Annotated in this window: 32 protein-coding genes and 1 pseudogene; 15 read left to right on the plus strand and 18 right to left on the minus strand. The window is 65.8% G+C overall.

Annotation, left to right across the window (positions count from 1 at the left end):
* Window positions 1-10: 10 nt before the first annotated feature.
* The gene (locus LDH66_RS10490) at window positions 11-343 is read right to left on the minus strand and encodes a DMT family transporter (protein WP_226481031.1); all 333 of its coding nucleotides are present in this window, start codon (window positions 341-343) and stop codon (window positions 11-13) included.
* Between the two features lie 130 nt (window positions 344-473).
* On the opposite strand from LDH66_RS10490, the gene LDH66_RS10495 reads away from it, so the two are divergent.
* The gene (locus tag LDH66_RS10495; RefSeq protein WP_226481032.1) at window positions 474-815 is read left to right on the plus strand and encodes a cupin domain-containing protein; all 342 of its coding nucleotides are present in this window, start codon (window positions 474-476) and stop codon (window positions 813-815) included.
* 76 nt (window positions 816-891) lie between these two features.
* Complete coding sequence (locus tag LDH66_RS10500; RefSeq protein WP_226481033.1) at window positions 892-2,268, plus strand: NRAMP family divalent metal transporter; 1,377 nt, start codon at window positions 892-894, stop codon at window positions 2,266-2,268.
* Between the two features lie 37 nt (window positions 2,269-2,305).
* Here LDH66_RS10500 and LDH66_RS10505 read toward each other — a convergent pair whose 3' ends face one another.
* Window positions 2,306-2,464, minus strand: a complete 159-nt coding sequence (locus LDH66_RS10505; RefSeq protein ID WP_226481034.1) for a hypothetical protein — start codon at window positions 2,462-2,464, stop codon at window positions 2,306-2,308.
* Window positions 2,465-2,529: 65 nt separating this feature from the next.
* Window positions 2,530-2,850, minus strand: a pseudogene (locus LDH66_RS10510) (winged helix-turn-helix domain-containing protein); the annotation flags it as partial.
* Between the two features lie 53 nt (window positions 2,851-2,903).
* Between LDH66_RS10510 and LDH66_RS10515 the strand changes: the two are divergent.
* Window positions 2,904-3,143, plus strand: coding sequence for a DUF7509 family protein (locus LDH66_RS10515; protein WP_425492948.1), 240 nt, complete (start codon window positions 2,904-2,906; stop codon window positions 3,141-3,143).
* Between the two features lie 24 nt (window positions 3,144-3,167).
* Here LDH66_RS10515 and LDH66_RS10520 read toward each other — a convergent pair whose 3' ends face one another.
* Entirely contained in the window at window positions 3,168-3,605 is a 438-nt protein-coding gene (locus LDH66_RS10520; RefSeq protein ID WP_226481037.1) for a GNAT family N-acetyltransferase, read from the minus strand.
* Window positions 3,606-3,741: 136 nt separating this feature from the next.
* Window positions 3,742-5,004 carry an isocitrate dehydrogenase (NADP(+)) gene (gene icd, locus LDH66_RS10525; protein ID WP_226481038.1) on the minus strand — a complete coding sequence of 421 codons (1,263 nt, stop codon included), beginning with the start codon at window positions 5,002-5,004 and terminating at the stop codon, window positions 3,742-3,744.
* A gap of 615 nt (window positions 5,005-5,619) precedes the next feature.
* On the opposite strand from icd, the gene LDH66_RS22935 reads away from it, so the two are divergent.
* Together LDH66_RS22935 and map are read left to right on the plus strand one after the other, a co-directional pair.
* Window positions 5,620-5,745, plus strand: a complete 126-nt coding sequence (locus tag LDH66_RS22935; protein ID WP_264182351.1) for a hypothetical protein — start codon at window positions 5,620-5,622, stop codon at window positions 5,743-5,745.
* A 76-nt stretch (window positions 5,746-5,821) separates the two neighbouring features.
* Window positions 5,822-6,721: a type II methionyl aminopeptidase gene (gene map / locus LDH66_RS10530; protein ID WP_226481039.1), complete on the plus strand. Its 900-nt coding sequence runs from the start codon at window positions 5,822-5,824 to the stop codon at window positions 6,719-6,721.
* Window positions 6,722-6,850: 129 nt separating this feature from the next.
* On the opposite strand, the gene LDH66_RS10535 is transcribed toward map, so the two are convergent.
* Window positions 6,851-7,051, minus strand: coding sequence for a DUF7835 family putative zinc beta-ribbon protein (locus LDH66_RS10535; RefSeq protein ID WP_097380753.1), 201 nt, complete (start codon window positions 7,049-7,051; stop codon window positions 6,851-6,853).
* Window positions 7,052-7,305: 254 nt separating this feature from the next.
* On the opposite strand from LDH66_RS10535, the gene LDH66_RS10540 reads away from it, so the two are divergent.
* The 3 genes from LDH66_RS10540 (at window position 7,306) to LDH66_RS10550 (ending at window position 9,352) form a co-directional block, all read left to right on the plus strand.
* Window positions 7,306-7,845: an HIT family protein gene (locus LDH66_RS10540; protein WP_226481040.1), complete on the plus strand. Its 540-nt coding sequence runs from the start codon at window positions 7,306-7,308 to the stop codon at window positions 7,843-7,845.
* A gap of 102 nt (window positions 7,846-7,947) precedes the next feature.
* Window positions 7,948-8,838, plus strand: coding sequence for a mechanosensitive ion channel family protein (locus LDH66_RS10545; protein ID WP_226481041.1), 891 nt, complete (start codon window positions 7,948-7,950; stop codon window positions 8,836-8,838).
* A 109-nt stretch (window positions 8,839-8,947) separates the two neighbouring features.
* On the plus strand, window positions 8,948-9,352 hold the full coding sequence (locus LDH66_RS10550; protein ID WP_226481042.1) for a cupin domain-containing protein: 405 nt from the start codon (window positions 8,948-8,950) through the stop codon (window positions 9,350-9,352).
* Between the two features lie 22 nt (window positions 9,353-9,374).
* Here the strand turns inward: LDH66_RS10550 and LDH66_RS10555 are convergent, their stop codons facing one another.
* Window positions 9,375-9,611, minus strand: a complete 237-nt coding sequence (locus LDH66_RS10555) for a glutathione S-transferase N-terminal domain-containing protein (protein ID WP_226481043.1) — start codon at window positions 9,609-9,611, stop codon at window positions 9,375-9,377.
* Window positions 9,612-9,723: 112 nt separating this feature from the next.
* On the opposite strand from LDH66_RS10555, the gene LDH66_RS10560 reads away from it, so the two are divergent.
* Complete coding sequence (locus tag LDH66_RS10560) at window positions 9,724-10,203, plus strand: redoxin domain-containing protein (protein WP_226481044.1); 480 nt, start codon at window positions 9,724-9,726, stop codon at window positions 10,201-10,203.
* Window positions 10,204-10,290: 87 nt separating this feature from the next.
* On the opposite strand, the gene LDH66_RS10565 is transcribed toward LDH66_RS10560, so the two are convergent.
* From LDH66_RS10565 to pyk, 4 genes are all read right to left on the minus strand, one after another.
* Window positions 10,291-11,544 (minus strand): tRNA (N(6)-L-threonylcarbamoyladenosine(37)-C(2))-methylthiotransferase, encoded by a 1,254-nt coding sequence (locus LDH66_RS10565; protein WP_226481045.1) that lies wholly within the window; start codon window positions 11,542-11,544, stop codon window positions 10,291-10,293.
* Between the two features lie 114 nt (window positions 11,545-11,658).
* Entirely contained in the window at window positions 11,659-12,009 is a 351-nt protein-coding gene (locus LDH66_RS10570) for a hypothetical protein (protein ID WP_226481046.1), read from the minus strand.
* A gap of 62 nt (window positions 12,010-12,071) precedes the next feature.
* Window positions 12,072-12,455, minus strand: a complete 384-nt coding sequence (locus LDH66_RS10575; protein ID WP_226481047.1) for a DUF7312 domain-containing protein — start codon at window positions 12,453-12,455, stop codon at window positions 12,072-12,074.
* A gap of 65 nt (window positions 12,456-12,520) precedes the next feature.
* A complete protein-coding gene (gene pyk / locus LDH66_RS10580; RefSeq protein WP_226481048.1) occupies window positions 12,521-14,278 on the minus strand; it encodes a pyruvate kinase in 1,758 nt (585 codons plus the stop codon).
* A 133-nt stretch (window positions 14,279-14,411) separates the two neighbouring features.
* Here pyk and LDH66_RS10585 point away from each other — a divergent pair, with 133 nt between their 5' ends.
* Window positions 14,412-14,699 (plus strand): GYD domain-containing protein, encoded by a 288-nt coding sequence (locus LDH66_RS10585; protein ID WP_226481049.1) that lies wholly within the window; start codon window positions 14,412-14,414, stop codon window positions 14,697-14,699.
* A 23-nt stretch (window positions 14,700-14,722) separates the two neighbouring features.
* Here the strand turns inward: LDH66_RS10585 and LDH66_RS10590 are convergent, their stop codons facing one another.
* The 4 genes from LDH66_RS10590 to LDH66_RS10605 all read right to left on the minus strand — a co-directional run bounded on the left by LDH66_RS10590 (window position 14,723) and on the right by LDH66_RS10605 (window position 19,095).
* Entirely contained in the window at window positions 14,723-15,487 is a 765-nt protein-coding gene (locus tag LDH66_RS10590) for a potassium channel family protein (protein ID WP_226481050.1), read from the minus strand.
* Window positions 15,488-15,608: 121 nt separating this feature from the next.
* Window positions 15,609-17,732, minus strand: a complete 2,124-nt coding sequence (gene metG, locus LDH66_RS10595) for a methionine--tRNA ligase (RefSeq protein WP_226481051.1) — start codon at window positions 17,730-17,732, stop codon at window positions 15,609-15,611.
* 148 nt (window positions 17,733-17,880) lie between these two features.
* Window positions 17,881-18,144 (minus strand): DdfA family disk-determining factor, encoded by a 264-nt coding sequence (gene ddfA, locus LDH66_RS10600; RefSeq protein WP_226481052.1) that lies wholly within the window; start codon window positions 18,142-18,144, stop codon window positions 17,881-17,883.
* Window positions 18,145-18,294: 150 nt separating this feature from the next.
* Window positions 18,295-19,095, minus strand: a complete 801-nt coding sequence (locus LDH66_RS10605; RefSeq protein ID WP_226481053.1) for a TrmB family transcriptional regulator — start codon at window positions 19,093-19,095, stop codon at window positions 18,295-18,297.
* A 196-nt stretch (window positions 19,096-19,291) separates the two neighbouring features.
* Here LDH66_RS10605 and LDH66_RS10610 point away from each other — a divergent pair, with 196 nt between their 5' ends.
* The gene (locus tag LDH66_RS10610; protein WP_226481054.1) at window positions 19,292-19,642 is read left to right on the plus strand and encodes a DUF7344 domain-containing protein; all 351 of its coding nucleotides are present in this window, start codon (window positions 19,292-19,294) and stop codon (window positions 19,640-19,642) included.
* A 28-nt stretch (window positions 19,643-19,670) separates the two neighbouring features.
* Here LDH66_RS10610 and mfnA read toward each other — a convergent pair whose 3' ends face one another.
* Window positions 19,671-20,765, minus strand: a complete 1,095-nt coding sequence (gene mfnA, locus LDH66_RS10615) for a tyrosine decarboxylase MfnA (RefSeq protein WP_226482002.1) — start codon at window positions 20,763-20,765, stop codon at window positions 19,671-19,673.
* 201 nt (window positions 20,766-20,966) lie between these two features.
* Between mfnA and LDH66_RS10620 the strand changes: the two genes are divergently transcribed.
* The 4 genes from LDH66_RS10620 (at window position 20,967) to LDH66_RS10635 (ending at window position 25,057) form a co-directional block, all read left to right on the plus strand.
* Window positions 20,967-22,259, plus strand: coding sequence for a glycosyltransferase family 2 protein (locus tag LDH66_RS10620; protein ID WP_226481055.1), 1,293 nt, complete (start codon window positions 20,967-20,969; stop codon window positions 22,257-22,259).
* 197 nt (window positions 22,260-22,456) lie between these two features.
* Complete coding sequence (gatD, locus tag LDH66_RS10625; protein WP_226481056.1) at window positions 22,457-23,710, plus strand: Glu-tRNA(Gln) amidotransferase subunit GatD; 1,254 nt, start codon at window positions 22,457-22,459, stop codon at window positions 23,708-23,710.
* 111 nt (window positions 23,711-23,821) lie between these two features.
* The gene (locus tag LDH66_RS10630; RefSeq protein WP_226481057.1) at window positions 23,822-24,022 is read left to right on the plus strand and encodes a hypothetical protein; all 201 of its coding nucleotides are present in this window, start codon (window positions 23,822-23,824) and stop codon (window positions 24,020-24,022) included.
* 72 nt (window positions 24,023-24,094) lie between these two features.
* Complete coding sequence (locus tag LDH66_RS10635) at window positions 24,095-25,057, plus strand: GNAT family N-acetyltransferase (RefSeq protein WP_226481058.1); 963 nt, start codon at window positions 24,095-24,097, stop codon at window positions 25,055-25,057.
* 4 nt (window positions 25,058-25,061) lie between these two features.
* Here LDH66_RS10635 and LDH66_RS10640 read toward each other — a convergent pair whose 3' ends face one another.
* Both LDH66_RS10640 and LDH66_RS10645 read right to left on the minus strand, forming a co-directional pair.
* Complete coding sequence (locus LDH66_RS10640; RefSeq protein WP_226481059.1) at window positions 25,062-25,997, minus strand: M48 family metallopeptidase; 936 nt, start codon at window positions 25,995-25,997, stop codon at window positions 25,062-25,064.
* A gap of 107 nt (window positions 25,998-26,104) precedes the next feature.
* Entirely contained in the window at window positions 26,105-26,386 is a 282-nt protein-coding gene (locus tag LDH66_RS10645) for a ubiquitin-like small modifier protein 1 (protein ID WP_226481060.1), read from the minus strand.
* Window positions 26,387-26,407 lie beyond the last annotated feature (21 nt).

The following is a 26,407-nucleotide window of genomic DNA, read 5'->3' on the forward strand; positions in this document are numbered from 1 at the left end:
AGAGAGCGGCTCAGTGTGCCGACACGTCAGAGAGGACGTTCAGACAGTAGACGCCAGTGAGGATGAGCCCCATCCCGGCCACGGCCGCCCCGTCGAGGCGCTCGTCGAACGCGAGCACGCCGATCGCCGCGACGCCGATGATGCCGAGCGTGGCCCACGTCGCGTAGACGATGCCGACCGGCAGGTCCTCGAGCGTCAGCGAGAGGAGATAGAAGGCGAGGCCGTAGCCGACGACGACGCCGAGACTGGGTAGCGGCCGCGAGAACCCGTCGGAGAGTTTGAGCGCCGTCGTTCCGAACAACTCCGACAGGATCGCGCCACCGAGGATCACGTACGGGTTCATACGACTTCTTTATATTAGAAAATTAATTAGTTTTTCGGACTGTCGTCGAACCTGATGAGATACCCCGCGACGACTGAGCGCCACCGCCGGTATCCGCGGAATTATGTGCCGCGTCGTCGTTTCGTCGCGTATGGAACGCGTTTCGCTTTCGGATCTCGAGCCGTCGGAAGCCGCCGACGGCGTCCACCTGGCGCTGATGGCAGGGACCGACTCGATGAACGTCCAGCACTTCGAGATCGAGCCCGGCGCGGTAGTCGACGAGCACAGTCACCCTCACGAGCAGACTGGCTATATCACGCAGGGCGAGCTGACATTCCTCATTGACGATGAGGAGATCGTCTGCGGTCCCGGCGATTCCTATGCGATTCCGGGCGACCAACCCCACGCGGCCGAGAACCGCGGCGAGGAGACGGTCCGCGGTGTCGACATCTTTAGCCCGCCCCGGGAGGACCCGAACTGGCAGTCGGAGTAGGCTCTCAGAGGGGATTCGATTATCGATCACCGGCGAATACCACGCAGTTATATAGTTCAGCTCGCAAGGGGACCCGATGGCAACCGAGTCACGGTCGTCGGACTCGTGGGGTATCGGACGAATGGGATCGTTTCTCGAGCGACTGGGGCCGACGTGGCTCGCCGGCGCGATCGCGGCGGGGCCGGCGACCATGGCCAGTCTGCTGGTCGCGGGCGCGAGCTTCGGCTACGCCTTACTGTGGGTGGTCGTCCTCTCGGCCGTCCTCGGCACTGTCGGGCAGTATCTCTCGATGCGGCTGGGGTTGTTCACCGAAGCGGGCATCGTCTCGGTCGTCGACCGTCACCTCGGCTCGTTCTGGGCCTGGGTGCTCGTCGTCGACGTCGTGCTGGCCGCGGGATTAGCACAGCTCGTCATCATGAAGACGCTGGCGGGCGCGAGTGCGACGATCGTCGACAGCGCGGGCGTCGGTACCGCGGCACTGACTGACCCACGCCTCTGGGGCGTGATCTGGGCGGTGATCCTCGCTCTGGGGCTCGCGGGCGGCGGCTATCGCCTCGCGGAGGTTGGCGCGAAGGTCCTCGTCTCGATCGTCGTCGTCGCGTTCGTCGCCTCGGCGTTCGTCGTCCCGATCGATCCGGCCGCGGCGGCGAGCGGGCTGCGACCCGCGATCCCGGCCGGCGTCGACGGGGCGCTCGTCGCCGCGGGGATCCTCGGTGGCGCGGTCCACATCACGCTGCTGACCATGCAGAGCTACACGATGCGCGCCCGCGGCTGGACGAGCCGCGACGCGGACATCGCGATGTTCGACGTCGTCAGTTCGATGCTCGTCGCCTTCGGCGTCTTCAGTCTCGGGGTCTTCCTCGTCGCAGCGAGCATCCTCCCGTCCGCCGGCGTCGATCCGGCGACGATCGATGCCGTCGGAGCCGCGCAGACGCTCGGTCCGATCGCCGGCGAGTACGCCATGTGGCTGTTCTTCGCCGGCCTGCTGGGCGCGGCGGTCTCGACGCTCGGCGGCAACACCATCGTCCCGCCGTACCTGCTCGCGGACAAACTCGGCTGGGAGCAGTCCGTCAGCGACGGCCGATACCGGGCCGCGATCGTCGCCGTCGCGCTCGCCTCGGCGATCGGCCCGTTCCTCGGGGGAACCTTCTTCCAGCTCCTCGTCCTCACGCTGGCGTTCGGGCTCGTCGGCACGCCCTTCGCCATCGCGGTGATCCTCTCCCTGCTGAACGACCCCGCCGTCGTCCCCGAGACGAACTCGCTGGCCGCTAACGTCGGCGGCCTCGCGCTCTTCGCCGTCGCCGCCGTCCTCGCGGGCGAGTTCGTCCTCGCCGAACTCGAGACGGTGACCGAGCCGCTCTCGGCGTTCGTCGTCGCCTTTGCGGCGGCGATGGCGCTGGCGATCCTCGGAGTGACCGGAACGGTAGTCCGTAAGCGACTCGACGCGCGCTGAGGTGGCTCGTCGAGGCTGAGGTCACGACGAAGCGGCGTCAGCCCAGAATGACGCTGACCAGCGCGAAAAAGAGGAGCACGCCGCCGGCGGTGACGGCGGCCGAGATCGTCAGCGGCAGGAGGACGCGGGCGGCCGCCTGTACCGTCTCCCTCGTCGATGTGACCGCGTTCGCGGGACCGTGGATGTCTCGTTCCATACTATCGACGCCCACATACTGGCCCTTGAAACTCAGTCAGACGGCCGACAGACGCCGGCGCGAACTCACTCGCCGTACTCCTTGAGCGCGTCCCACTCTCGCCGCATCAGTTCGCGGACACCGTGTTTCAGGATCGCCTCTCCCAGCGAGGTCGCTCGGTAGTAGGAATAGAGCCCGTCACTGTCGGGCTCCGTGCGCTTTCGGTTCTCCACGAGACCGACGTCGACGAGTTCGTCGAGATGGTAGTGAAGCACGTTCGACTCGACCTCGAGGCGGTCGCGCAACTCGCTGGCGCTCTGAGACCCGGCCTCGACGAGCGCGTTGAGGACGCGAAACCGCGTCTCGTTGCCGATCGAACGCTGCATCGAGAGGTACTCCTCGAGCGAGCAACGCCGTCGTCTACGTCGTTCCCGCCGCCGGCGACACCCTCGGCGTCGGTATCGAAGTCGGTTCGGTCCTCGAATCGCTGTTCGACGAGGACATGGCGACCCACCGAGAACGAGTCGCGTTCGCCCACGAGTCGGGCGTCCGAAGCGCGATGATCGCCGCCGTCCGCGACCGCTGGGACGCCCGGATCTACTCGTACGACGACCGCGAGGAGCTGTGTCGACAGCTCCGTCTGTTCGTTCGCGATCTCGTTCGTCGGGAGCGGACGGGCGACCTGCCGCGACTCGAGTGAGGGCCGCGAGCGGTTCGATTCCGATTAGACCAGTGACTTCCGCATCTCGACGTGGGGAATACTGGCCTCCTCGAACTCCTCGCCGCGGCGGTCGTACCCCAGGCTGCGATAGAAGCCGGCGGCCCGCGTCTGTGAGTGAAGTTTCAGCGCTTCGAACCCCGCATCGATTGCCCGCCGCTCGAGCGCTTCCATCAGCGCGCGACCGACGCCCTCCGTTCGGCGGGACTCGAGGACCGCAACGCGTTCGACCTTTCCAACGCCCGCCTCGTACTCGCGCAGTCGCGCCGCGCCGATCGGTTCTCCGTCGTCGTACGCCACGAAGTGGACGGCGGTCTCGTCGTGGTCGTCGTACTCCAAGTCCTCGTCGACGCCTTGCTCCTCGACGAACACCGTCCGTCGGACCGCGAACGCGTCGTCGCGCTCTCGATCGGTCTCGGCGACTCGCACCTCGAGATCGTCCATCGAGCGAGCGTACGGTCGCCGGTGACGAGTGCGTTACGACACGGCGGCGCTCGAGACGTGACTCGCCGTCTGCGAGGTATCGAAAATAAAATGCGAGAGTAGATCGCTCCGCGTTCTGACTGCCCGAAAAGCCGGCTTACGCCAGTTTCTCGATATTCTTGACGACTTCGTCGGCGTACTCGCTGGTGGCGAGCTTCTCGGCGTCCTCGAGGTTGCGCTCGAGGTCGTAGGTGACCTTGCCGGAGGAGATGGTCTCCTCGACGGCGTCGCGGACGAGGTCGGCGGCGTCGTCCCAGCCGATGTAGTCGAGCATCATGCGGCCCGAGAGGATCATCGCGGTCGGGTTGACCTTGTCCTGGCCCTCGTACTTGGGCGCGGAGCCGTGGACGGGTTCGGCCAGCAGGAGGCCGTCGCCGAAGTTCGAACCGGGGGCGATGCCGAGGCCACCGATCTGTGCGCCGGCGGCGTCGGACATGTAGTCCCCGTTGAGGTTCATCGTCGCGATGACGTCGTAGTTGTCCGTTCGGGTCAGCAGCTGCTGGAGCATGTTGTCGGCGATGCGGTCGTTGACGACGACCGCGTCCTCGGGCGCTTCGCCGTCTCGCTCCTCCCAGAGGGTGTCCTCGGTGATGACCTCGTCACCGTACTCCTCTTCGGCGACCTCGTAGCCCCAGTCGCGGAACTGGCCCTCGGTGAACTTCATGATGTTGCCCTTGTGGACCAGCGTGACCGAGTCGCGGTCGTGCTCTAAGGCGTAGTCGATGGCGCGGCGGACGAGTCGCTTCGTCCCGAACTCGGTGATCGGCTTGACGCCGATGCCGACGGGGCCGTCGTGGATGGTACTGTCGAAGCCCATGTCCTGTTCGACGAACTCCTTGACCTCCTGGACCTCGTCGGTGCCCTCCTCCCACTCGATGCCGGCGTAGACGTCTTCCGTGTTCTCACGGAAGGTGACCATGTCCATCTGCTCCGGCTCGGAGACGGGCGACGGGACGCCGTCGAGATAGTAGGTCGGTCGGACGTTCGCGTAGAGGTCGAGTTTCTTTCGCAGCGCGACGTTCAGCGAACGGAAACCGGCGCCGACGGGGGTCGTCAGCGGGCCCTTGATCGCGACGCGGTGTTCCTTGATCGCCTCGACGGTCTCGGCGGGCAGGTTCTCGTCGTACTTCTCGCGTGCGGACTCGCCGGCGTAGAGACGCATCCAGTTGATGTCGCGGCCGGTCGCCTCCGCGGCTGCCTCCAGGACCTTCTGTGCGGCGGGACCGACGTCGCTCCCGACACCGTCACCGTAGATAATCGGAATAATCGGGTTGTCAGGCACCTCGAGTTCGTCCTCGGTACCCTCTTTCAGCGTGATCTGCTCCCCTTCGTCAGGGACCTCGATCTTGTCGTAGCTCATCTCGTCTGTACGGTTCTTCGACGGGGGTAAAAGGTCTACCATTTCCATCGCGGGCCGGCAAAAGTTGAACGATACCCAGTCGTTCTATACTCCCGTATTGTAGGTAAAACGGTCAGTTGAACCCCTCCGACCGTTAAAATGCGGTTACTGCCCCGATATAATAGTTCTCCAAATGACGGGTGCGTTCGCCGTAAAACCGACACTTCTGACTGATACCGAACGCGACCGACCGACCCGCGACTCTCGGGCGAGCCGCGGTCGCGGAAAACCGCCGGTGATCGCCGCCGCGAGGCCGTAGATCCACCCGCCGGGTGATCGCGTTCGTGCCCGCGTTCTCGCAGCGGCGTCACGGCACTCGAGTCGAGATCAGCGTGTCAGCGACGTCGACTCGGATCGATGGCGTCTCTCACGCCGGTCGTTGCTACACGCGCGACGGGTAATAACCCGTGGCGACCGTTTCACGGATCTCGGTGTCGTTACGCGTCGTTTCTCTCCCGAACGGTCGGTTCGGGGAGGCGTTCGGTCGCCGTTCGACCGTCCCGCCGTCGTTCGCCGCCGAGAGTTCGACGATCGTCGTGAGGAACATTTATTATTGACGTATCCGTGAGACGAACTATGTTGCGAGCGCCGCAGTACGCTTCGAGCCGGTGTCCGCGCTGTGACGTGACGCTGTCGAACGTACAGGGAATCGTCGCCTGTCCGTCGTGTAACTGGGTCAACGGGCAAGAGACGAATCGCTGACCGAAGGGCAGGGACCGGCCGCGTCGGCCGTCGGAGAGACGGAACCTCTTTTTGTCGACCTGTCCAACCCCGAGACATGGCCGAATCCGAGGTGGACCTCGAGTCCGAGCAGTACGAGAAACACCGCGAAGCGGGGGAGATCCTCGCGCAGGTACGCGAAGAGACCGCCGAGCGCGTCGAGGTCGGTGCGAGCCACCTCGAGGTCGCCGAGTGGGCGGAGGACCGCATCCGGGAACTCGGCGGCCAGCCCGCGTTCCCCGTCAACATCTCCGTCGACGAGGAGGCGGCCCACGCGACGCCGTCGATCGACGACGAGACGACCTTCGGCGAGGAGATGATCAACCTGGACATCGGCGTCCACGTCGACGGCTGGCTGGCCGACACCGCGATCACCGTCGACCTCTCCGGCAACCCCGAGCTGGCCGAAGCCTCCGAACAGGCCCTCGAGGCCGCGATCGATATCATCGAGCCCGGGATCGGCACCGGCGAGATCGGTGCCGAGATCGAGGACGTCATCGACGGCTACGGCTACAACCCCGTCGTCAACCTTACCGGCCACGGGCTGGGTCACTGGGAGCAACACACGACGCCGAACATCCCGAACCGCGCCGTCTCGCAGGGAACGACCCTCGAGGTCGGCGACGTCGTCGCGATCGAGCCGTTCGCGACCGACGGCGGCGGCAAGGTCTCCGAGGGGGCCAGCGAGGAAATCTTCTCACTCGAGCGCGAGGGCTCGGTCCGAAACCGGCAGGCCCGAGAGGCCCTCGAGCAGATCACCGAGGAGTTCCGGACGCTGCCGTTCGCGACGCGGTGGCTCGAGACCGATCGCCCGGAGATGGCGCTGCGCCGCCTCAAACGCAACGACATCGTCCACGGCTATCCGGTGCTCAAGGAAGACGACGGCTATCTCGTCAGTCAGAAAGAGCACACGATCATCATCACCGAGGACGGCTGCGAAGTAACGACCGAACGGTAAGTCACCGAAATTGGTGATTCGAATCGGTAATAGATCGGTCGGCCGAGAGCCCGACTCGCGAGTCGAGCGTCGGCCGCGGGAGACCGGGCAACGAGGGCGGTCCGTCGTCCCGATTCAGCGACCGAGGGCTTACGCGTTGTTCATCCGCTGACTCGAGCGGTTGCCACACCGCTGACACTCGCTCACGCGGTACGGCTCGCGTGAGAACTGCGCGTTTTCCTGCTTGAGGCTCTCGGTCCTGATCTGGACGGACACCTCGTGGAGAGTTTCCAAATCGCATTCCTCGCAGTGCTCGGTCATCCCGTTGACAGAGTCGTCAGTCGTTGCCATTACCGGCTTACTTGCAGTAGCCCTATCTTAAACCCACGCTTCATTTTGGTCCGTGAGTCGTCAAAATCGCAAGAGGGCGTTACCCTCTTCTCGAGATCGTCTGAGAGCGTTCGATACCGTTTAGATCCGGTTTTCGTGGCTTTATAGCGAAATTATGAGTCACTTTCCCATGGATTTACGGAATTATTACCGTTAGATCTCGGCCCGAGTCGGCGGACTGAAACGCTTTAGGGGCACCTCGAGTGGTATCGAACATGGAGCAGGTGTTCGCACCGTGGCGGATCGAGTGGATCAGACGCGACGAAGGAAACCCCGACATCGAGGAGTGCGTCTTCTGTGAACTCCCCGATCTGGGCGACGATCGGGAGAACCTGCTCGTCGCGCGAAGCGAGCACGCGTTCGTCATGTTGAACAACTATCCGTACAACCCGGGACACGTGATGGTTATTCCTCACACTCATACCGGCGAATACGCGGCTCTCGCGGAGGATGTCCTGCTCGATCATGCCTGCTTGAAACAGCGAACGTTTGACGCCCTCGAGGACGCCCTCGAGCCGGACGGTTTCAACGCCGGCTTGAACCTCGGTGACGGGGCCGGCGGCTCGATCGACGACCACCTCCACACGCATGTCGTCCCGCGGTGGGAGGGCGACACCAATTTCATGCCGGTCCTCAGTGATACTACGGTGATCGTCGAGGCACTCGAGGCGACCTACGACCACGTCCACGACGCGTTCGCCGAACAGGAGGGGGCGACGGTCCCCGACGAGGACAGCGCCGTCGTCTTCGAGTAACGGCGCGGATCTGCGCGACGACGGGACCCCGGCGGCCGATCCGCGCCGCGGGCGCGACTGCCGGCCCAATCCTTGTGCGAGTTCCCGTCGAACGCCGGACGCGTGTCCGAACTGACCCGTCTCGAGGAACTGATCGCGGCGTATCTCTCCCTGCTCGACAACGTCGCGACCTTCCTGCTCACGTTCGCGCTGGTGTACGCGATCGGTCGGTTCGCCGTCCGGCCGCTCGTCCGCGCCGCGCTGGACTACCGAGATACCGAGCCGACGCTCCAACAGGGGCTCGAGCGCGTGGTGGCCATCGGCGTGATCACGGCCGCCGTCGTGGTCGGACTGTCGATTGCTGGTCTGAGTTTCGTCCTCGACCGGGCGGCGATCCTCGTCGCGGCGCTGACGGTCGCGCTCGGTTTCGCCGCACAGAACGTGGTCGGCAACTTCGTCAGCGGCGCGTTCATCGTCACCGATCCGTCGTTCAACATCGGCGACTGGATCCGGTGGGACGATCAGGAGGGCGTCATCGAGGACATCAGCTTCCGCTCGACGCGAGTCCGGACGTTCGACAACGAGATCGTCACAGTACCGAACTCGGAGCTGACCGCGAGTGCGGTCACCAACGCTGTCCTCAACGATCGGCTCCGGCTGCGGGTTCCGGTCGCGGTCAGCTACGACGACGACCTCGACGCCGTCGCGCGCGTTCTCACCGACGCGGCGGTCGATCATCCCGAGATCCTCGCCGCTCCGGAGCCGACCGCCCGGATCGCCGCGCTCGGCGATGCGGTCGAGGTTGTCGCGCTGTTCTGGATCGCCGACCCCGATCGCGGCACCTACGGCCGCATCCGCTCGGAGTACGCCCACGAGATCGTCGACCGACTCGAGCGCGAGGGGATCGACCTCGGCGCGGCGACGCCGCAGACCCTCGAGGAGGCGATCGGTATCGGCCGGGGTCCGCCGTCGCGGTCGGGAGACGACGGAATCGGCGACGGGAACGGCGGGTGATCGCTCGAGTGACGGTGAGCGGACCGATCCCGGCGGCGGCCGCCGAAACCGGCGAACCGGGACGGTCGACGGGACACTTTTGGTGACTGTTGTCGTGATATAGTGTGTCATGGACTACGAAGTGGTTCAGACCGACGACGTACCGATGACCGACCTCTCCGACGTCGACGAGATCCCGCCGGATCTGCGCATCCGCGCGCTCGACGAGTTCTTCGAGACCGACGCGGTGAACGTCAAGCTCTGGTACTTCGAACCCGGCGAGGAGATCCAGTATCACGCGCATTCGGAACAGGAGGAGCTCTACTACGTCCTCGAGGGTGAGTTCTCGCTGAAACTCGGCCGCTCGGGCGAGGAGGAGTACGTCGAGGCCGGTCCGGGAACGTTCTGGATCGCCAAACCGGAGGTCGGGCACGGCCACCGCAACGTCGGCGACGAGGAGGGAGTCGTGCTCGCGATCGGCGCGCCCGCGGTCGAGGATCCGGGACTCGACCCGCACGGTCTCGAGGAAGAGTGACACCGACCCCGGCCCGACGACGTTAAGCGTAGGTCGTCTCGAGGTAGTCGAGGATCCGCTCGGACTCGGCCATCGTCACGCCGGACGACTCGTCGACGACGACGGGCACCTGTCGCTGGCCCGAGACGCGCTTGACCTCGTCGCGCTTCGAGTGGAGCCCCTCGACCCAGACGCTCTCGTAGTCGATATCCAGTTTCTCGAGCCGATCTACGACGTGTTCACAGTACGGACAGCCCTCCAGTCGGTAGAGCGTGAGCATGGGTAGGTATTGTGCGGTATCACTGATAAGGGTACGCCGACGCCGGCGGCTCGCCGTTGCTCCGTTCAACCGCGAGACGGAGTTTTTTCTATGCGCGCGAGAGTCCACGCGTATGCCACCGACCGAGGGCGAGACCGTGACCGACTTCGAGGCGCTCCTCTGTGACGGCGAGACGTTCCGCTCGACGCCCCTCTCCGAGGCCCTCGGGGCTCGCGGCGGCGTCGTGGTCTGTACCGGCTTCGCGTTCAGCGCCATCGCACAGAACTGGTGGAAACACTTCGTTCGCGCCGGCTGGGACGAGTTCGAGGACGTGCCGGTACTCGGCGTGAGCCGCGACGGCCCCTACGCGCAAAACGAGTTCCTCCGCTGGCTGGATCGGCCGGAATTCCGGTTCTTCGCGGACGTCAACGGCGAGGTCAGCGAATCGCTCGACCTGCTCGCCGAGCGGTCACACATGGCGAACGTCTCCACGCCGTGGCGCTCCGCGTTCGTCCTCGACTCCGACCGCGAGGTCCGGTACGCCTTCGTCGCGGACGACTGGATCTCGCCGCTCCCCCGCGAGGAGATCGAAGCTGCGGTCGAGAACCTCTGACTGATCGAGAACCTCTGAGAGTCTCGAGCACGCGGAGTCGGACGCAGAACATGAACACAACGCAGGGACGGCGACGACGGTGATCCGTCAGACCGGCTCGCCGAAGGCGTACATCGTCTCGTTGGCCGTCACCTCGAGGTCGACGAAGTCGCCGGGCGCGATGCCGTGGTCGCTCGCGTTCTGGACGATGATCTGTCGGTAGGCCGAGTCGCGACACTTCACGGAGTCGGCGGTCCCCTCCTCGACGACGAGACAGTCCTCTCGAGTCTCGCCGACCATGTCGGCGTAGGCCTCGCGGACGATCTCGCGCTTGACCTTGCTCATCTCCTTGGACCGCTCCTTCTTGATCGTCCCGCCCAGGCCCTTCATCTCGGCGGCGTCCGTGCCGGGTCGCTTCGAGAAGCGGGTGACATTGATCTTCTCGGGCCGGGTCTCGCGCAGTAGCGCCATCGACTGTTCGTGGTCGTGCTCCGTTTCGGTGGGGAAGCCGACGATGAAGTCCGTCGACAGCGTCCAGTAGTCGAGGTGGTCGTCGAACGTCTCGACGACCTCGACGTACTCCTCGACTTGATGCTGGCGGCGCATATCGCCGAGGACGTCGTCGCTGCCCGACTGGACTGGCGCGTGCAGGAAGTCGTACAGCTCCTCGTTTTCGGCGAAGACGGCCGCGAGTTCCTCGCTGATGCCGTGGACGCCCTTGGGGTTGGCCATCCCGACGCGGACCCGGAAATCGCCCTCGATCTCGCAGATCTCCTCGAGCAGCCGGTGGAGCTTGCGCTCGCCCTCGTCCCAGCCGTAGACGCCGGTGTCCTGGCCGGTGATGCGGATCTCCTTCGCGCCGGCGTGGATCAGCGCGCGCGCTTTCTCGACGTTTTCCTCGATCGACGGAGAGTCGATCTTGCCGGTCGCCTGCTTGGTGATGCAGTACGAGCAGTCGGACATACAGCCCCGCGCGATCGGGAGGATGCCGACGACGCCGTCGAGGATGGGTTCCGCGTCGGGGGTCGTCGTCGGACACTCGCCGTTGGTGACGGCTTCGGGTACCTCGTCCCAGTGGAGCACCTGCCCGTCGACGTCGGCCTGCGCGAACTCTTCGCCCTGGGCTAGCGCCATACAGCCCGTGATGAAGAGATCGGCCGTCTCGTCGGCCAGTTCCTCGGCCCGTCGGAGCATGTTGCGCTCGGTCTTCTCGACGACGGTACAGGTGTTGAGGATGGCGACGTCGGCCTCGTCGGCGGTGTCGACTCGGTAATGGCCCGCGTCGCGGAGCCGTCGCTCGATCTCGCGGCTCTCCCCGCGATTCGACGTGCAGCCGTAGGTTTCGATGTGATACCGGGCCATTCGCTTAGACCGTTCTCGGGGCCGGCGACGCAAAAACGCGACGGATCGGGGCCGCCGTCGCAATCGCCGGCAGTGCTCTCGTCGGTCGTCCGCCGGCGGCACCACCTCCGTCGCTCACCGCTCGGCCGCGTCTCCCTCGCCTTCCGCCCCTTCCTCGTCTTCCAGCGCCTCGAGCGCCGCCTCGCCGACGGCGAGGGACCGACGACCGGTCGGCTCCTGCGTAACGAGGACGCCGGCCGAAAAGTCCGGGTTTCCGTCCTCGTCGTAGATCTCGTCGGGGTTCGTCCCGATTCGGACCGACTCGCGGACCGTCAACATCGCCTCTCGGATCGCGTCGTCACGGTCGTCCGCCGCGGCGATATCCAAATAGTCGATCGACTCGTCGCGATCCGACAGTCGCTCGAGGACGGGATCGACGTGCTCCGCCGCGGTCTCCGCGTTGTATATATAACTTCGAATGCGCATGGGGTTCCTCCGGTCGGCCGTTCGACGTGGGTACAGTACTCGAGTCGTCCGGTCGCGGTTCGTCAGACGGTGACCGTGAGCAGTCGTACGAGGACGAGCACCATGGCGATCACACCCAGAACGACGAACAGCGCGTTCTCGAGGGTCGGATCGCCGGGCTCGATCGGCGTCGAACTGGCTTCGGGCGCGTAGTCGTCCGCCTCGTCATCATCGCTCGCTGACGCGTCGTCGCTCGAGTCGGAGAGATCGAGCGGGATTCGGTCCCGGTCGTCGTCGCGATCGCCGTCCGTGTCGCCGTCGATCGTCGGTCGATCGGCCGCGCCCCACTCGTCGCTCGACTCGACGCCGTTCGGTCCGTCTCTCGTTCCGGCATCCGGCTCCGTCCCCGAGGGATCGCTCCGTCGGTCGTCAGTGGTGTCGTCGTTCCCGAGGGGATCGTCTGCCATACTCGATCGTAATGGATCCGTCGTCAAAAACCCGTGGTCCCGTCGCGGATCGTCTCGAGGACGACTCAGAGCCGCTCGGTTCGATCGCTGATCTCGCCGCCGTAGACGACACCGCGCTCGGCGTCGAGGGTGACGACGTCGCCGTCAGCGAGGTCCGCGACGTCCGCGTCGCTGATCATCGGAATCCCGAGTTCGCGCGCGACGAGGGCCGGATAGCCGGTCATCCCTCGCTCGGCGTTGACGATGCCGGCGATCCGACTCGTATCGCCGGTGAACTCCTCGTCGAAATCGGCGGGGAGCGCGAGGATCGCGCCGTCGGGAACGTCCGAGAGGTCGCCGTCCGAGACGCGGACGACGGGGCCGGTCGCCCGCCCCTCGACGACGACCTGACCGGTCGTCAGCGCGTCCGCGGCGACGTGGACCTTCAGCATGTTCGTGGTGTTCGCCCCCTCGAGATCGGTCATCATGCCACAGAGGACGACGACGGTATCCCCGCTCTGGGCGACGCCGGCGTCCAGTGCCGCCTGCACGGCCTTCTCGACGACGGCGTCGGCACCCTGATCAGAGACGGGCGCGTACAGCGGCGTCACGCCCCAGGTCAGCGCGAGCTGGCGGCGCACGGTCTGACTCGGTGTCGAGGCGACGACCGGGACGCCCGGCCGGTACTTCGCCGTCTTCAACGCGGTGTAGCCGGACTCCGTCGCGGCGACGACCGCGTCCGCACCGATGTCCCGCGCCAGGAACCGCGCCGAGCGCGCCAGCGCGTCCGTCCGCGCCTCGCCCGACGCCGGGACCCGCTGCTCGAGCAACTCGGCGTATTCGTCGGAGCCTTCGACCTCTCGGACGATTCTGTCCATGGCGTCGACGACCTCGACGGGGTGGTCCCCGACCGCCGTCTCGGCCGACAGCATGACCCCGTCGGTGCCGTCGAGGACGGCGTTCGCCACGTCGGAGGCCTCCGCACGCGTGGGCCGGCGGGCGTGGACCATCGAATCGAGCATCTCCGTCGCCGTGATGACCGGCCGGCCGGCCTCGCGACACTTCCGGATGATTCGCTTCTGAATCATCGGGACGTCCTCCATCGGACACTCGACGCCGAGGTCACCGCGCGCGACCATCACGCCGTAGGCGGCGTCGATGATCTCGTCCAAGTTCTCGACCGCGCCGGCGCGTTCGATCTTCGCGATGATCGGGATGTCCGCTCCCTCCTCCTCTAAGACCTCGCCGACCTCGTAGACGTCCTCGGCGTCCCGAACGAAACTCGCCGCGACGAAGTCGACCTCCTTCTCGGCGGCCAACTCGAGGTCCCTCCGATCCTTTTCGGTGACGATGTCGAGTTCGAGCTCGACGCCGGGGACGTTGACCCCCTTGCGACCGCCCAGTTCGCCGCCGGTGTCGACTCGCGCTCGAACCGCATCGCCGTCGTGCTCGAGAACGGTCGTCTCGATCAACCCGTCGGCGAGCAGGATGCGATCCCCCGGCTCGACGGCGTCGATCGACAGCGAGAGGCCGACCGTCTCCGGAGTCGCCTCTTCGCCCTCGACGAACCGGATCTCGGAGCCGGTCTCGAGGGACACCGTCTCGCCCTCGGGCAGCGGCGCGGTCCGGATCTCCGGGCCCTGCATGTCGAGCATGACGGCGACGGGCTCCGTTCGCTCCTCGTCGACTTCGCGGACGCGGTCGATGACGTCCGCGCGGTCCTCGTGGCTGCCGTGGCTCGCGTTCAGCCGCGCGACGGACATCCCGGCCGCGGCGAGTTCCCGGATCGTCTCCCGGTCGTTCGAGGCCGGCCCCAGCGTACAGACGATTTTCGCGTTTCTCATGTCGGCAGATAGCGCCAGCATTGCCTAAAAGATGGTCACTTACTCGCGCTCGAGTACCCGTCTCGTCCACTCGGTATCGGTCCCGTCGTTTGCCACGTCAACCGTTTTCCGCAGACCGCCACTCTACACCGACATGCCGACCTACGCGACGCTCGTCGACCTCACCGATCGCGACGTCCAGAACGCTCAGGAACTCGCGACGATCTGGGGCGAAATCCGGACGGAGTTCGAGGAACACGGCGCTGAACTCCACGACTCCTACGCCGCCCTCGGCGAGCACGACTTCCTCATCGTGTTCGAGACCGACGACAACGAGGGGGCGTTCAAGTCGGCGCTGACGCTCCACCGACACGGTCTCGAGGGAAAGACGATGGAGATCGTCGACACGGACGACTTCTCGAACGTCGTCGACGAGATCTGACAGGCGCGTAACGCGGGATCGAATCAGTTCGTCGGCGACTCGAGTAGCCCGATGACCTGCTCACCGCTGACGACTTCGGGGATGACGACCTCGTCGGCACCGATCTCCCTCGCGACCGACTCGTATATCTCCTCGCCGACGCGAACGATGATTTCGGGCGCGGAGTCGACGGTCCCACTGACGATCGCGATCTGGATGTTGACGTTGGAGTCGTCGATGCCCGCAACGAGTTTCGACGCGCGGTCGACGCCGGCGTCTCGCAATACGTCCTCCCGTCTGGCGTCGCCTTCGACGAGCAGGTGCCCGTCCTCTCGCACTCGCTGGGCGGTGTCCTCGTCGTTCTCGACGACGACGACAGTTCGCCCGTCGTCCTCGAGGCGGTTCGCGATCGTGCGTCCGAACATCCCGTAGCCGCAGACGATAACGTGATTTTCGGTCTCGGTGAGTCGTCGTTTCATCGTTGCTCTGGTTACTTCCGTTCGTATCTGGCCCCCGAACGCCGCAGAGAGGACCGTTTCACCGATCCACAGTCCCGACAGGACGAGTCCGACCCGCACCAGAACCGCGTACGCTTTCGTTGCCCGTTCCGGTCCGTCGTGTTCGGCGAAGTGGAGTTCGATGCTCGTCAGATCGACCAGCCAGAACGTCGCTTCCACGAGTTCGACCCCGCCGAGGATCGAGAACCCGAGGACGCCGGCGACCACGACCCCGACGAAGCTTCCGATCGGTGCCAGCGCTCGTCGTAAGATCGGCCGATCAGTGAGGGCGGAAACGAACGCGGTCCGCACGGTCGGTCTTCGGTAACAATCGACATATAGTTGGTTGGTACCGCAACCGGTACCCGAGAGACGTCTCGCGATGTGCGAAAAATAGTCGTCTGTTTCGAGTCAGCGCTCCAGTCGGTCGGCGTTACCGGATCTTCTCGCCGACGGCGGCGTCGCCGTGGGTCGTCAGCAGGTCCGCCTCCTCACCGGCCGCGAGGATCATCCCATTGGACTCGACGCCGAACAACTCCGCTTTCTCCATGTTCGCGAGCAGGACGCACTTCTCGCCCGGCAGTTCGTCGAGGTCGTGCAGTTGCTTGATCCCGGCGACTACCTGCCGCGTCTCGAAGCCGATGTCGACCTCGAGGCGCGCGAGGTCGTCCGCGCCCTCGATCCCCTCGGCCGATTCGATCCGGCCGACGCGGATATCGAGTTCCTGGAAGTCGTCGAAACCGATGCGCTCGTCCGCCAGCGGCTCGAGGTCGTCCGTGTCTGCCATACCCTCGGATTCGCCGGTGTCGGAGTCGTCGCTTTCGGTTTCGTCCGCGTCCGCCGCTGCCGTCTCGTCATCGTCGTCCGCCGCGGCCGCGACGCGCTCCTCGAGCTTTTCGGTGAGGTCCGCGACGCGGTCGTCCTCGATCTTCTCGAAGAGTTCGCCGGGTTCGTCGAAGTTCCGGGGCGGGGCCTCGAGCGCGTCCTCGAGGTGGGCGTCCGCAACATCGCCGTCCTCGCCGATCTGTGCCCACAGCTCCTGGGCCTTGTCGGGCGTGATCGGCTCGAGGAGGACAGCGACGGCCTTGGCGATCTGGACGCAGTCGCGGATGACCTGTGCGGCCGCCTCGGGGTCCTCGTCGGTGAGCTTCCAGGGCTCGTTGCGCTGGATGTACTCGTTGCCGAACTGCGCGAGTCGGGTCGCGGCCTGGCCCACGCCGCGCATGGAGTAGTCGTTGACGTTCTCGCGCACGTCGCCGATGGCGCCCTCGATGCGCTCTCGGACTTCCTCGGAGACGTCGGCGTCCGGCGTCCCCTCGTAGTTGCGGTAGGCGAAGAGCAGCGAGCGGTACCAGAAGTTCCCCACCGTGCCGACGAGTTCGCCGTTGACCGTCTCCTGGAAGGCGTCCCAGGAGAAGTCGACATCCTGCTGGAGGCCGCCAGTCGTCGTCAGGTAGTAGCGCAGCAGATCGGGGTGGAACCCTTCGTCCAGGTACTCCTTGGCCCAGATCGCGCGGTTGCGACTCGTCGAGAGCCCCTTGCCGTTGATCGTGATGAAGCCGGTCGCGGCGATCCCGCGGGGCTTGTTGTACTCCGCCCCCTCGAGCATGGCGGGCCAGAAGATCGTGTGGTGCTGGATGATGTCCCGGCCGATTATGTGCATAATCTCGCCGTCGCCCTTCCAGACCTGCTCCCAGTCGTACTCGTCGGTGCCGACGCGCTCGGAGTACTGCTTGGTACTCGAGATGTATTCGATCGGCGCGTCGACCCAAACGTAGAGGACGAGGTCGTCGCCGCTGTCGTCGGTCTCACCGTTGGGATAATCGATCCCCCAGTCCATGTCCCGCGTGATACACCAGTCCTGCAGGCCGTCTTCGATCCACTGCCGGGGCTGGTTGCGCGCGTTCGAGGTGCCCTCGAGGCCGTCCAAGAACTCGGTGAGGAAGTCGGAGAACTCCGAGACCTCGAAGAACTTGTGGGTCCGCTCGCGGTACTCGGCGGGGTTGCCCGTGATCGTGCTCGTCGGGTCCTCGACCTCACCGGGCTCTAAGTGGCGCTGACAGCCCTCGTCGCACTCGTCGCCGCGGGCCTTCTCGCCGCAGTAGGGACAGGTCCCCTCGACGTAGCGGTCGGGGAGGTACTGGTCGGCCTCGGGATCGTAGGCGACCTGGATCTCCTTCTCGTAGATATAGCCCTCGTCGTCCAGTTTCCGGACGATATCCTGGGTCAGCTCAGTGTTCGTCTCGTCGTGGGTGTGGCCGTAGTTGTCGAAGTCGACGTTGAACTTCGGGAACGTCTCCTCGTACTGGTCGTGCCACTCGAGGGCGAAGTCCTCGGGATCGACGCCCTGCTGTTCGGCGTTGACAGCGACCGGCGTGCCGTGCATGTCGGACCCGCAGACGTAGGCCGTCTCCTGGCCCAGGGTCTGCAGTGCGCGATTGAACGCGTCCGCGCCGATATACCCCCGCAGATGACCGATATGCAGGTCGCCGTTGGCGTAGGGCAACCCGCAGGTCACGACGGCGGGCTCGTCCGTCGGAAAGTCCTCGTGGCTCATGGTCGTCACGTTGCGCTGCCGGGCGTAAAACCCGCCGGTTTCGATCGACCGATCGGCGGTCTCCCGTCGCTTGCTCGTCGCGCTTCGATCCGCCTCGAGCGACGACCGGTCGGGAGATCGCGAATGATCGCTGTAGTCGCGGCTCGCCCTACTGCTCCGGTGACTGTATCGGTCGGAGCATCACGGACTCGCCGTCGACGACGGTAACACGGTAGCCGCTGAAATCGAACGTCACCTCGAGACCGGTTCTACCGGGTGTGCCGGGTCGGGAACCGAACAGTCGGTTCAACGCGTCCGGATCGATCGCCTCGTATAACGGGCACAGAGCGGCGGGATCGCAATCCGCTGCCGAACTTACGGCGAGGACGACCGCGATGCTCGCGGGCTCGTCCGCACCAATCTCGTATTCCACGGCTGCCGTTGATTCCGCGGCGGAATAAATGTGCGACCTGTGAGAGAGCGGGTGAACGATCGGAGATTCGTCGCGACGCCGAACGGCGGCCGAAACCGTCTCGACGGAACCGATCAGTGTGAACGGGACTGACGGGACCGCCCGTCGCTTTCACCCGTCGTACTCCTCGCCGACGTTCTCCTTTAATTCGTACGTGAAGACCCGCTCTGCGAAGGTCGCGAAGCCGTGGTCGACGCCGTCGCTCCACGCCGCCGTTTCGTTCGGCACACCCGGCAGTTCTTCCTCGTGAAGGGCGCTCACCAGTACCGGCTCTCGATCGACCATGAGAAACCGCCCGAGCCGCGGCGAGTCGGACATGGCAGTGAACCACTCGATCAGGTCGGTAGTGAAGACGGTCGCGTCCATCTCCGCGCCCTCGATACGCTCGCGGACCGAGTCGGCGACCGTCCCGATGTGAACGTCGACTCCGCGGTCACTGGCCGCGATCAGCGCGTCGAGGGCGTTCTCGTCTAACAGGTCTTCGTCCAACACGAGGAACACGACCTCGTCGCTCGCATCAGTAACGAGGTCGACAATTCGTCCGGTGACCTGCTCGTGCGTATTGATCGCCCACACGCCCTGTTGGGCCTCCTTGTACGTCGGCTCTAACTGGTGGAGCGTCCGCTCGGCGGTGTCGAAGTACGAGTCGTACTCCCGGCGGAGGATCTGAATCGCCGTATCGATCGACACGCTCTGATACATCCGCGGTTCCGCGTCGTGGACTTCGACCAGTCCCCGTTCCCGAAGCCGATCCATCGTCTCGTACACCCGCGATCGCGGAATGTCGGCTACCTGTCCGACGTCCTTGGCCGTCCCGTGCGGGAGCTGCGTGAGCGCGACGAAACACCGGGCTTCGTACTCGGTCAACCCGAGTTCCTCCAGTGCCGCTATCGCTTCCTGTTCCTCTCCCATATCGGATAGATGGACCGCAGCGAGTAGTCTCTTTGGCGTGTTATTCCGTGAGGAACACCGGACGCAGTGTTCCTCCCGAACTGTCGGACGGGTTAACTGTGTCCGCAGAATACGACAGCCCGTAGAGCAGCAACCGCGCCCGTCCCCTCGCCGGAGAGTCCGGGGACTGGGCGCTGTGACTCGCTCGGTGAAAGTAATGGAACACGGAACGCATCTACTCACAACGGACGAACAGGCGCTCGATACGACCTTCGATCTCCTCCGCAATCGACACCGTCGCGACGTCGTCGAAATCCTCGCCGAACGGGAGGCGTCGATACCGCTCCGCGACCTCGCCGCCGCCGTTGGGGCAGTGAAACCGGAGCCGGAATCCGGTAGTGTGTCGCCGGACAGAACGCACGAGATCGCCGCCCTGCTGCATCACGTCCACCTGCCGAAACTGGACGACGCCGACGTCATCGACTACGATACCGAGACGAGTACCGTCGCTCCCGTTCGAACGGGAGACCTCGTCCCGTTCGTCCGCGCCGTCGACGGCGAACAGTAATCAGACGGGCGGTGGATCGGATGTCGATTCAGTCGTCGCTCGCGACCGGCACGCTCGCGCGCACCTCGAGCCGATCGAGATCCCCGATGAAGGAGGCCAGCATCTCGCGGGTGACGTGGGGCATACAGACGATCCGTAGTTCGCCGGTCGCGGTCCGCGAGATCCGCCAGCCCTCGGCTCGCAGGGCGTCGAACGTCGATCGCGGGACGTCGGCCGCCACCAGCGGCAACGTGGGTTCGGCGACGTCGTAGCCGCGTTTCTCTAAGGCGTCGGCCAGCCACTCGGCGTTGTTCTGCGAGCGGACGTACTGACGGCGGTAGCCGCCGGGCCAGAGCTCTTCCATCGCGGCGACGGCGCTCGCGACGCCGGCGCCCGAACGAGTTCCGGTCAGCGTCGCCTGGGACGTGGACTCGAGGTAGGGCGTGTCGACGGCGAGTTCGTCGAGCAGGTCGGCCGAGCGGACGAGCAGGCCGCCCGCGGGAACCGCGGCCTGGCCCATCTTGTGGGGGTCGATCGCCATCGTGTCGACCGCGGCGTGATCGAAGTGCCACTCGTAGTCGGTAAAGGGGAGCACGAAGCCGCCCCAGGCGGCGTCGACGTGGCACATCGCACCGGCCGAGTGTGCGATCTCGGCGAGGTCGGGAATCGGATCGACGCGGCCGTATTCGGTCGTCCCGGCGACGCCGACCACCAGCGCGGTGTCGTCGTCGACCGAGGCGCGGACGGCCTCGAGATCGGCCCGATGCCGGTCGTCGGTCGGGACGATTCGCAGTTCGACGCCGAGCAGATCGGCCGCCTTCTGGAAACTGAAGTGGCCGGACTCGGGCATGACGACGTTGGATGTCCGGCCGTCAGTCCGTTCGCGGGCGATCCGGACGGCCTGAATGTTGGCCTCGGTGCCGCCGCTCGTGATGTAGCCCGCCGGATCGTTCAAGCCCGCGATGTCGCCCAACAGATCGATCGCGTCGTCCTCGAGCGCCGCGACGTTCGGGTAGGTGCCGGGGTCACCCGGATTCGTCGCGAGAAACCGCTCGGCCGCGTCGCGCGCCGCCGGGTGGGGTTCCGTACACATCGAGGAGAGGACCCGGTCGAACGCTTGCGGCTCGATTTGCATATCACGTATGTAATCGGTCGTCCGTTTATTTGTTGCGTTTGGCGACGTTTCTCGAGACCGTTCGCTCGTCTCGGTTCGTCTCGCCCGGTTCTCGGCCGAGAGCGGTTACTTCGAACGGAACGGTTCCGGAACGCAAGTCACCCATCGTCGACGGCGGACGCCGGTCGTCTCATGGTAATATTGATAACACGCCAACTTGAACCCCCGACAATGATTTCGACAGTCCCTCGAGCCGTCGAACACGGGGCCACCGTCGTCGGTGTACTCACCCTGTTGGCGTTCGGGTTCACGCAGGGACGAGAGATCCAACAGTACTCGCTCGACTTGCTCGTCGTGTCCGTCCAGGTCGTGTTCCTCGACGCGCTGTCGTCGATGGCCGTGTTCACCGGCTTCGTGGCGATCACCGGCCTGTTGCTGGTCCGCGAGGTGTGGTCGTCCCGGGACGCCATCGAATCGGTGACCGACGGCCCGCGGCTGACCGCCGTCGTCCCGGTCTACCGCGATCACGACGTGATGGCCGAAAGCGTCGAGAGCCTCTGTGAGAGCGCGTACGAAAACCTCGAGATCGTCGTCGTCGCCGAACCGAACGACGCGGCGACGCTCGAGCGGGCCCGCGAACTCGCGAACGCCCACGACCGAGTCGAGTGTCTGGTCAACGGGAATCCGGGATCGAAAGCGGGCGCGATCAACTACGCGGTGCGCGAGACCGACGCCGAATACGTCGCGGTCTTCGACGCCGACGAGTCGATCACGCCCGAGTTCCTGCCGCGGGCGATGGGCGCGTTGCTCGACGGCGCGGACGTCTTTCAGGGTCGCCGGATTCCGCGACCGACCGGCGTCATCGAGACGGTCGCCTACTGCGAGCGGGTCGTCTTCCACGCGAGCTACAAGCTGGTCGAACTCTCCGGTTTCGCGAACTGCCGGAGCTCGTCGACGGTGCTGACTCGCGATGCGTTCGAGCGCGTCGGCGGCTACGATGACATGCTCACCGAAGACCTCGACTTCGCGCACGGCTGCTATCGCGAGGGCCTCGACGTGAGACAGGCCCGCCAGTGTACGAACACGATGGAAGCGCCCCACACCCTGTACGACCTCTGGGGACAGCGCAAGCGCTGGCGCGTCGGCCAGATCGAGGTCCTCCACGCGACCCTCCTCGAGCTGTTGAACGGAGACGTCGATCGCCGCGGGCTCGTCTCGATCGGCCGGATGTGCTCGAGCCTGCTCGGCTGCCTGTTCACGCTCGCGCTCACCTCGAAGCTCCTCCTGTTGCTCGTTCTGGGTATCGAATCGGCGTTCCTGATCCTCGCGGCGATTCTCGTCGCGACGATCGGCCTCGTCGCGTGGCGCGATACCAGCGACGGCCGGATCGACGGCCTTAGCTGGAGCGTCGTCCTCGCGCCGCTGCTCTACCCCGCCTTCGGCGTCCTGATGCTCAAATCGCTGCTCGAGTACGGGCTCTCCTGGGACGGTACCTGGTATCACGTCGAGAAAACGGGTTCGTGACTGCGGGATAGATTCGGTTCTCGAGCGTTTCTCCGGTTTCCAGTACTATGTGACAGCCGCCCGGACGACCCACCGTCGGGCGGGAATGACGGGGGCTTTCAGGGCGTTCTCGACTGTACACTGATGACTCCCGATGCGATCCACCTACGCTAGATGGAAAGCGTGCCTTCAAGTCCGACGCCGCGCAACGGCCACCCATGAACCCAGGCGACCGCGTCCGCGTGGACCGCGCGGACCGCACGTACGAAGGCGTGTTGCTCCCCTCGAGCACGGACGAGCAGCTCGTGGTGAAACTCGAGGGCGGGTACAACGTCGGCGTCGACCGGGAGCGAGCCGACGTGGAGGTCCTCGCGGAGGACGTCTACGAGATCGACGGCACCGACTCGACGGGGGCCGACGAGGCGGGCTCGGAGATCGAGTTCGACGACGACCTGCCGACGATTTCGCTGATCTCGACCGGCGGGACGATCGCCTCGACGGTCGACTACCGCACCGGCGCGGTGACGGCGCAGTTCGACGCCGAGGACGTCCTGCGTGCGGTGCCGGATCTCGCGGGTCGCGCGAACTACCGCGGTCGCGTCGTCGCGAACATCCTGTCGGAGAACATGGAGCCGCCGATCTGGCGGGACCTCGCCGACGCGGTCCGCGAGGAGATCGCGGCCGGTGCCGACGGCGTCGTCGTCATGCACGGCACCGACACGATGCAGTACTCCGCCTCGGTGCTCTCCTTTATGCTCGAGACGCCGGTTCCGATCGTCTTCACCGGCTCCCAGCGCTCGGCCGATCGGCCGTCCTCGGACAATGTCATGAACGCGGTCTCGGCCGTCGAGGCCGCCAAGAGCGACTGCGCCGAGGTGCTGGTCTGCATGCACGCAACCGAGTCGGACGACCGCTGTGCCCTCCATCGGGGCACCCGCGTGCGGAAGAATCATACCTCGCGACGGGACGCTTTCGAGACCGTCGGCGCGGAGCCGCTGGGCGAGGTCGACTACGAGACCGAGGAGGTCAGCTTCCGGCGTGACTACCGCCAGCGAGACGAAACCGAACTCGAGCTCTCCCCGGACCTCGAGAGCGACGTGGAACTCCTCAAATTCACGCCCGGAATGGACCCCGAATTCCTCGACGTCGTCGAGGGCTCTGCAGGCCTGATCATCGAGGGGACGGGCCTCGGACACGTTCACACCGACCTCATCCCGCGAATCGGGGAGCTGATCGAGGACGGGACGACGGTCGTCATGACGAGTCAATGTCTCGAGGGCCGGGTCTGCGACCGGGTCTACGATACGGGTCGGGACCTGCTCGAGGCGGGCGTCGTCGAGGCCGGCGACACGCTGCCGGGAACGGCCAAGGTCAAGCTGATGTGGGCGCTCGAAAACAGCGAAGACGTCGAGGAGGCGATGGGGACCTCGCTGGCCGGTGAGATTCAGGAGCGGTCGGTTCCCTGGGAATAGATCGGATTCGCTCCGGTACCGGCGGGTGCGTCCCGAGTATTCGGTTCCGCTGTGAGATCGGTGAACTGGTTGGCTCGTAACAACTTTTGCTCGGCCGACGAATATGACGATATGGTTATTTCGACCGAATCGGTTTGGGAAGAGCTCACCGACGAATTCGTGCAGGAATACCGAGATGCCGTCGTGTACGCCGATTTAGAGCAAGAAACGATCCTCCACGAGGGGGACCTTCGGATACTCGCGAACGGGTGGGTGAAACTGCCGACCGGTCGCCTCCTCTCTCCCGACGCGGTACACCATATCGATACCTGAATTCTCGGTTCCGCTCGATCCTGCGAAGTTCTTTCCCGGACGACGGCGTGAGGTGTCACTGTTCGACCGACGATGTCATCCGATTCAGACGCCGATCCCACCATCGAGATCCGCCGCGCCACCCACGACGATTACGAGGCCGTCGCCGACTTCACCGGCGACATCTGGCCCGAGCGCGGTGGCGACTACATCCCGCGGATCTACCACGACTGGCTCGAGGACGAGCCGGGGCAGGGCACGAAGACTTTCCTCGCCGAGATCGACGGCGAGGCCGCGGGGATCGTCCAGGGCGTCCTGCTCTCGCCCGACGAGGCCTGGTTTCAGGGGATGCGCGTCGCGGCCGACTACCGCCGGCAGGGCGTGAGCCACCGGCTGAACGAGGCGACCTTCGAGTGGGCTCGCGAGCAGGGAGCGACCGTCGGCCGCGTGATGGTCTTCTCGTGGAACGCGGCCTCGCTCGGTGCGGCGCGGGCGAGCGGCTTCGAGCCGCTCACCGAGTTCCGATTCGCGCATCCCGACCCCGATCCGGACGCCGAGGGTCCCCACGCGGTCTCGAGCGATCCCGCGGCCGCGTGGCGCTACTGGACGCACAGCGACGCTCGCAGTCACCTCGCCGGACTCGGGCTCGCACCCGAAGAGTCGTGGGCCGTCCGGGAACTCACGCGCGACGACGTCGAACGCCTCGCCTACGAGACGGCCGTCTTCGCGGTCGAGAACGACGACGGACTCGCGGGAACGGCCTACCGATCGCGGACGTACGACCGCGAGGTCGAGGACGACGACCCGGACGACTCGAGCGCCGACCAGACGACGACCGAGACGTGGGCCGAATACGGCGTCGGCGCGTGGGCGGATGCCGACGCCGCCCGGTCGCTGTTCGCCGCGATCGCTCGCGACGCGGCCGACTGCGGTGCCGACGAGACGCGCGTCCTGATTCCCGAAACCCCCCGCCACGTCAGCGACGCGCCCTACGCGGGGGCCGGTATCTCGGACGAGCCGGACTTCGTGCTGGGAATCGACCTCTCGGGCTACTGACGCCCTACTCCGACGCCAGCCGCCGCAACCGCTCGAGGCGGCGCTCCGTGGCGGGGTGGGTCGCGAAGAGGCCGCCACCGCCGTCGCGCTCCGGGTCCAGCGCCGGGAGCACCGACATCGCGTCGACGGAGCGGGCGTGCTTCCGGAGGTCCGCGGGCGGTCGCTCCGGTGTCGCCCCGTCGAGGCGCTCGAGCGCCGACGCGAGCGCGCCGGGGTCGCCGGTCGCGGCGACGGCCGCCCGGTCGGCGGCGAACTCCCGCCCGCGGGAGAACAGCCCGACGCCGAGGGCCGAACTGCCGACCAGAAGCCGGCCGACGGCGAGCCAGGGGAGGTCGCGCGGGTCGAACTCGTCTTCCTCGCGAAACATCTCGTAGAACTCCTCTGACGCGACCAGCGGGACGAGCATCCACGTCATCAACCGCTGGTCGCCGTTCGAGAGGTGGGCGAGTTCGTGCGCGATGACGGCCTCGAGTTCCGCGTCGGAGAGGGTCTCGAGGAGGCCGTCGGAAACGACGACGATCGGCTCGCCGCCGTACGACAGCGTACACGCGATCGGCGTCGTCGCGGGGTGGTGTCGCAGTTTCGGCATCGGCAGCCCGAACGTGGCCGCGATTCTGCGGGTCGCCGCGCCGACGCGCCCGTTCTCTGCCAGATCGATCGGGTCCGTGTTCCGGAGGAGTTGCCGTCGACTGGTGCGGATCGCTTTGCGAACGCCGGCCATCCACACGACGAACGAGAGGATCGTCCCAACCGCGAACGCGACGGTGATCGTTCCGAGTCCGGGCTCGGTCACTTGATCGATCGCCATGATCGCAAAGACGGCGACGATGACGCCGACGGTCGCCGCGAGCGCCAGTCCGAGTCCGACGAGCGTCCCGAGACCGATCACGCTCGCCCCGATCGCGCGCGCTCCGAGGCTGAGCATCGTTCGTAGTCGCACGAGCGCCCGTTTCGAGCGGATACCAGTAAACGATTCGAATAGTATCCTCGAGAATCACGTCACCGTTCGTCTGGGTCGAGCGAAGGGTTACTCGGCCGATTCAGACGTTACCCACCGCTGACGGGCGGGAACAGCGCCAACTCGTCGCCGTCCTCGAGCTCCGTCTCCATCCCTTCCTCTTCGACCAGGACGTTCGTTCCGTTCCGAAGCACGTTGATCTGCGATCGCAACTCGCCGTCCTCGAGCACGCGGTCCTCGAGTTCGGGCGCCTCGTCGAGCAGCGCCTCGAAGGCGTCCCCGACGGTGTCGCCGGCTGCGGCGTCGACGGTCACGTGTTTGTCGCCCGCGCGCTCGGCGAGGTCGGCGAACAGTTTCCACTCCGTGGGCATACGTGGCGCTATCGGTGCCGA

The organism is Natrinema amylolyticum, assembly GCF_020515625.1.
Classification (GTDB): domain Archaea; phylum Halobacteriota; class Halobacteria; order Halobacteriales; family Natrialbaceae; genus Natrinema; species Natrinema amylolyticum.

Coding starts and splice junctions, on each gene's coding strand:
- LDH66_RS10520 (WP_226481037.1), bottom strand. CDS start 3,605: ATGGACGATCTCGAGGTGCGAGTCGCCGAGACCGATCGAGAGCGCGAC.
- LDH66_RS10540 (WP_226481040.1), top strand. CDS start 7,306: ATGGAGCAGGTGTTCGCACCGTGGCGGATCGAGTGGATCAGACGCGAC.
- LDH66_RS10585 (WP_226481049.1), top strand. CDS start 14,412: ATGCCGACCTACGCGACGCTCGTCGACCTCACCGATCGCGACGTCCAG.
- LDH66_RS10635 (WP_226481058.1), top strand. CDS start 24,095: ATGTCATCCGATTCAGACGCCGATCCCACCATCGAGATCCGCCGCGCC.
- LDH66_RS10555 (WP_226481043.1), bottom strand. CDS start 9,611: ATGCTCACGCTCTACCGACTGGAGGGCTGTCCGTACTGTGAACACGTC.
- LDH66_RS10500 (WP_226481033.1), top strand. CDS start 892: ATGGCAACCGAGTCACGGTCGTCGGACTCGTGGGGTATCGGACGAATG.
- LDH66_RS10575 (WP_226481047.1), bottom strand. CDS start 12,455: ATGGCAGACGATCCCCTCGGGAACGACGACACCACTGACGACCGACGG.
- LDH66_RS10610 (WP_226481054.1), top strand. CDS start 19,292: ATGGAACACGGAACGCATCTACTCACAACGGACGAACAGGCGCTCGAT.
- LDH66_RS10630 (WP_226481057.1), top strand. CDS start 23,822: ATGGTTATTTCGACCGAATCGGTTTGGGAAGAGCTCACCGACGAATTC.
- LDH66_RS22935 (WP_264182351.1), top strand. CDS start 5,620: ATGTTGCGAGCGCCGCAGTACGCTTCGAGCCGGTGTCCGCGCTGTGAC.
- LDH66_RS10550 (WP_226481042.1), top strand. CDS start 8,948: ATGGACTACGAAGTGGTTCAGACCGACGACGTACCGATGACCGACCTC.
- LDH66_RS10495 (WP_226481032.1), top strand. CDS start 474: ATGGAACGCGTTTCGCTTTCGGATCTCGAGCCGTCGGAAGCCGCCGAC.
- LDH66_RS10535 (WP_097380753.1), bottom strand. CDS start 7,051: ATGGCAACGACTGACGACTCTGTCAACGGGATGACCGAGCACTGCGAG.
- metG (WP_226481051.1), bottom strand. CDS start 17,732: ATGAGCCACGAGGACTTTCCGACGGACGAGCCCGCCGTCGTGACCTGC.
- LDH66_RS10620 (WP_226481055.1), top strand. CDS start 20,967: ATGATTTCGACAGTCCCTCGAGCCGTCGAACACGGGGCCACCGTCGTC.
- LDH66_RS10505 (WP_226481034.1), bottom strand. CDS start 2,464: ATGGAACGAGACATCCACGGTCCCGCGAACGCGGTCACATCGACGAGG.
- LDH66_RS10605 (WP_226481053.1), bottom strand. CDS start 19,095: ATGGGAGAGGAACAGGAAGCGATAGCGGCACTGGAGGAACTCGGGTTG.
- LDH66_RS10570 (WP_226481046.1), bottom strand. CDS start 12,009: ATGCGCATTCGAAGTTATATATACAACGCGGAGACCGCGGCGGAGCAC.
- LDH66_RS10560 (WP_226481044.1), top strand. CDS start 9,724: ATGCCACCGACCGAGGGCGAGACCGTGACCGACTTCGAGGCGCTCCTC.
- LDH66_RS10645 (WP_226481060.1), bottom strand. CDS start 26,386: ATGCCCACGGAGTGGAAACTGTTCGCCGACCTCGCCGAGCGCGCGGGC.
- gatD (WP_226481056.1), top strand. CDS start 22,457: ATGAACCCAGGCGACCGCGTCCGCGTGGACCGCGCGGACCGCACGTAC.
- LDH66_RS10565 (WP_226481045.1), bottom strand. CDS start 11,544: ATGGCCCGGTATCACATCGAAACCTACGGCTGCACGTCGAATCGCGGG.
- map (WP_226481039.1), top strand. CDS start 5,822: ATGGCCGAATCCGAGGTGGACCTCGAGTCCGAGCAGTACGAGAAACAC.
- LDH66_RS10490 (WP_226481031.1), bottom strand. CDS start 343: ATGAACCCGTACGTGATCCTCGGTGGCGCGATCCTGTCGGAGTTGTTC.
- pyk (WP_226481048.1), bottom strand. CDS start 14,278: ATGAGAAACGCGAAAATCGTCTGTACGCTGGGGCCGGCCTCGAACGAC.
- icd (WP_226481038.1), bottom strand. CDS start 5,004: ATGAGCTACGACAAGATCGAGGTCCCTGACGAAGGGGAGCAGATCACG.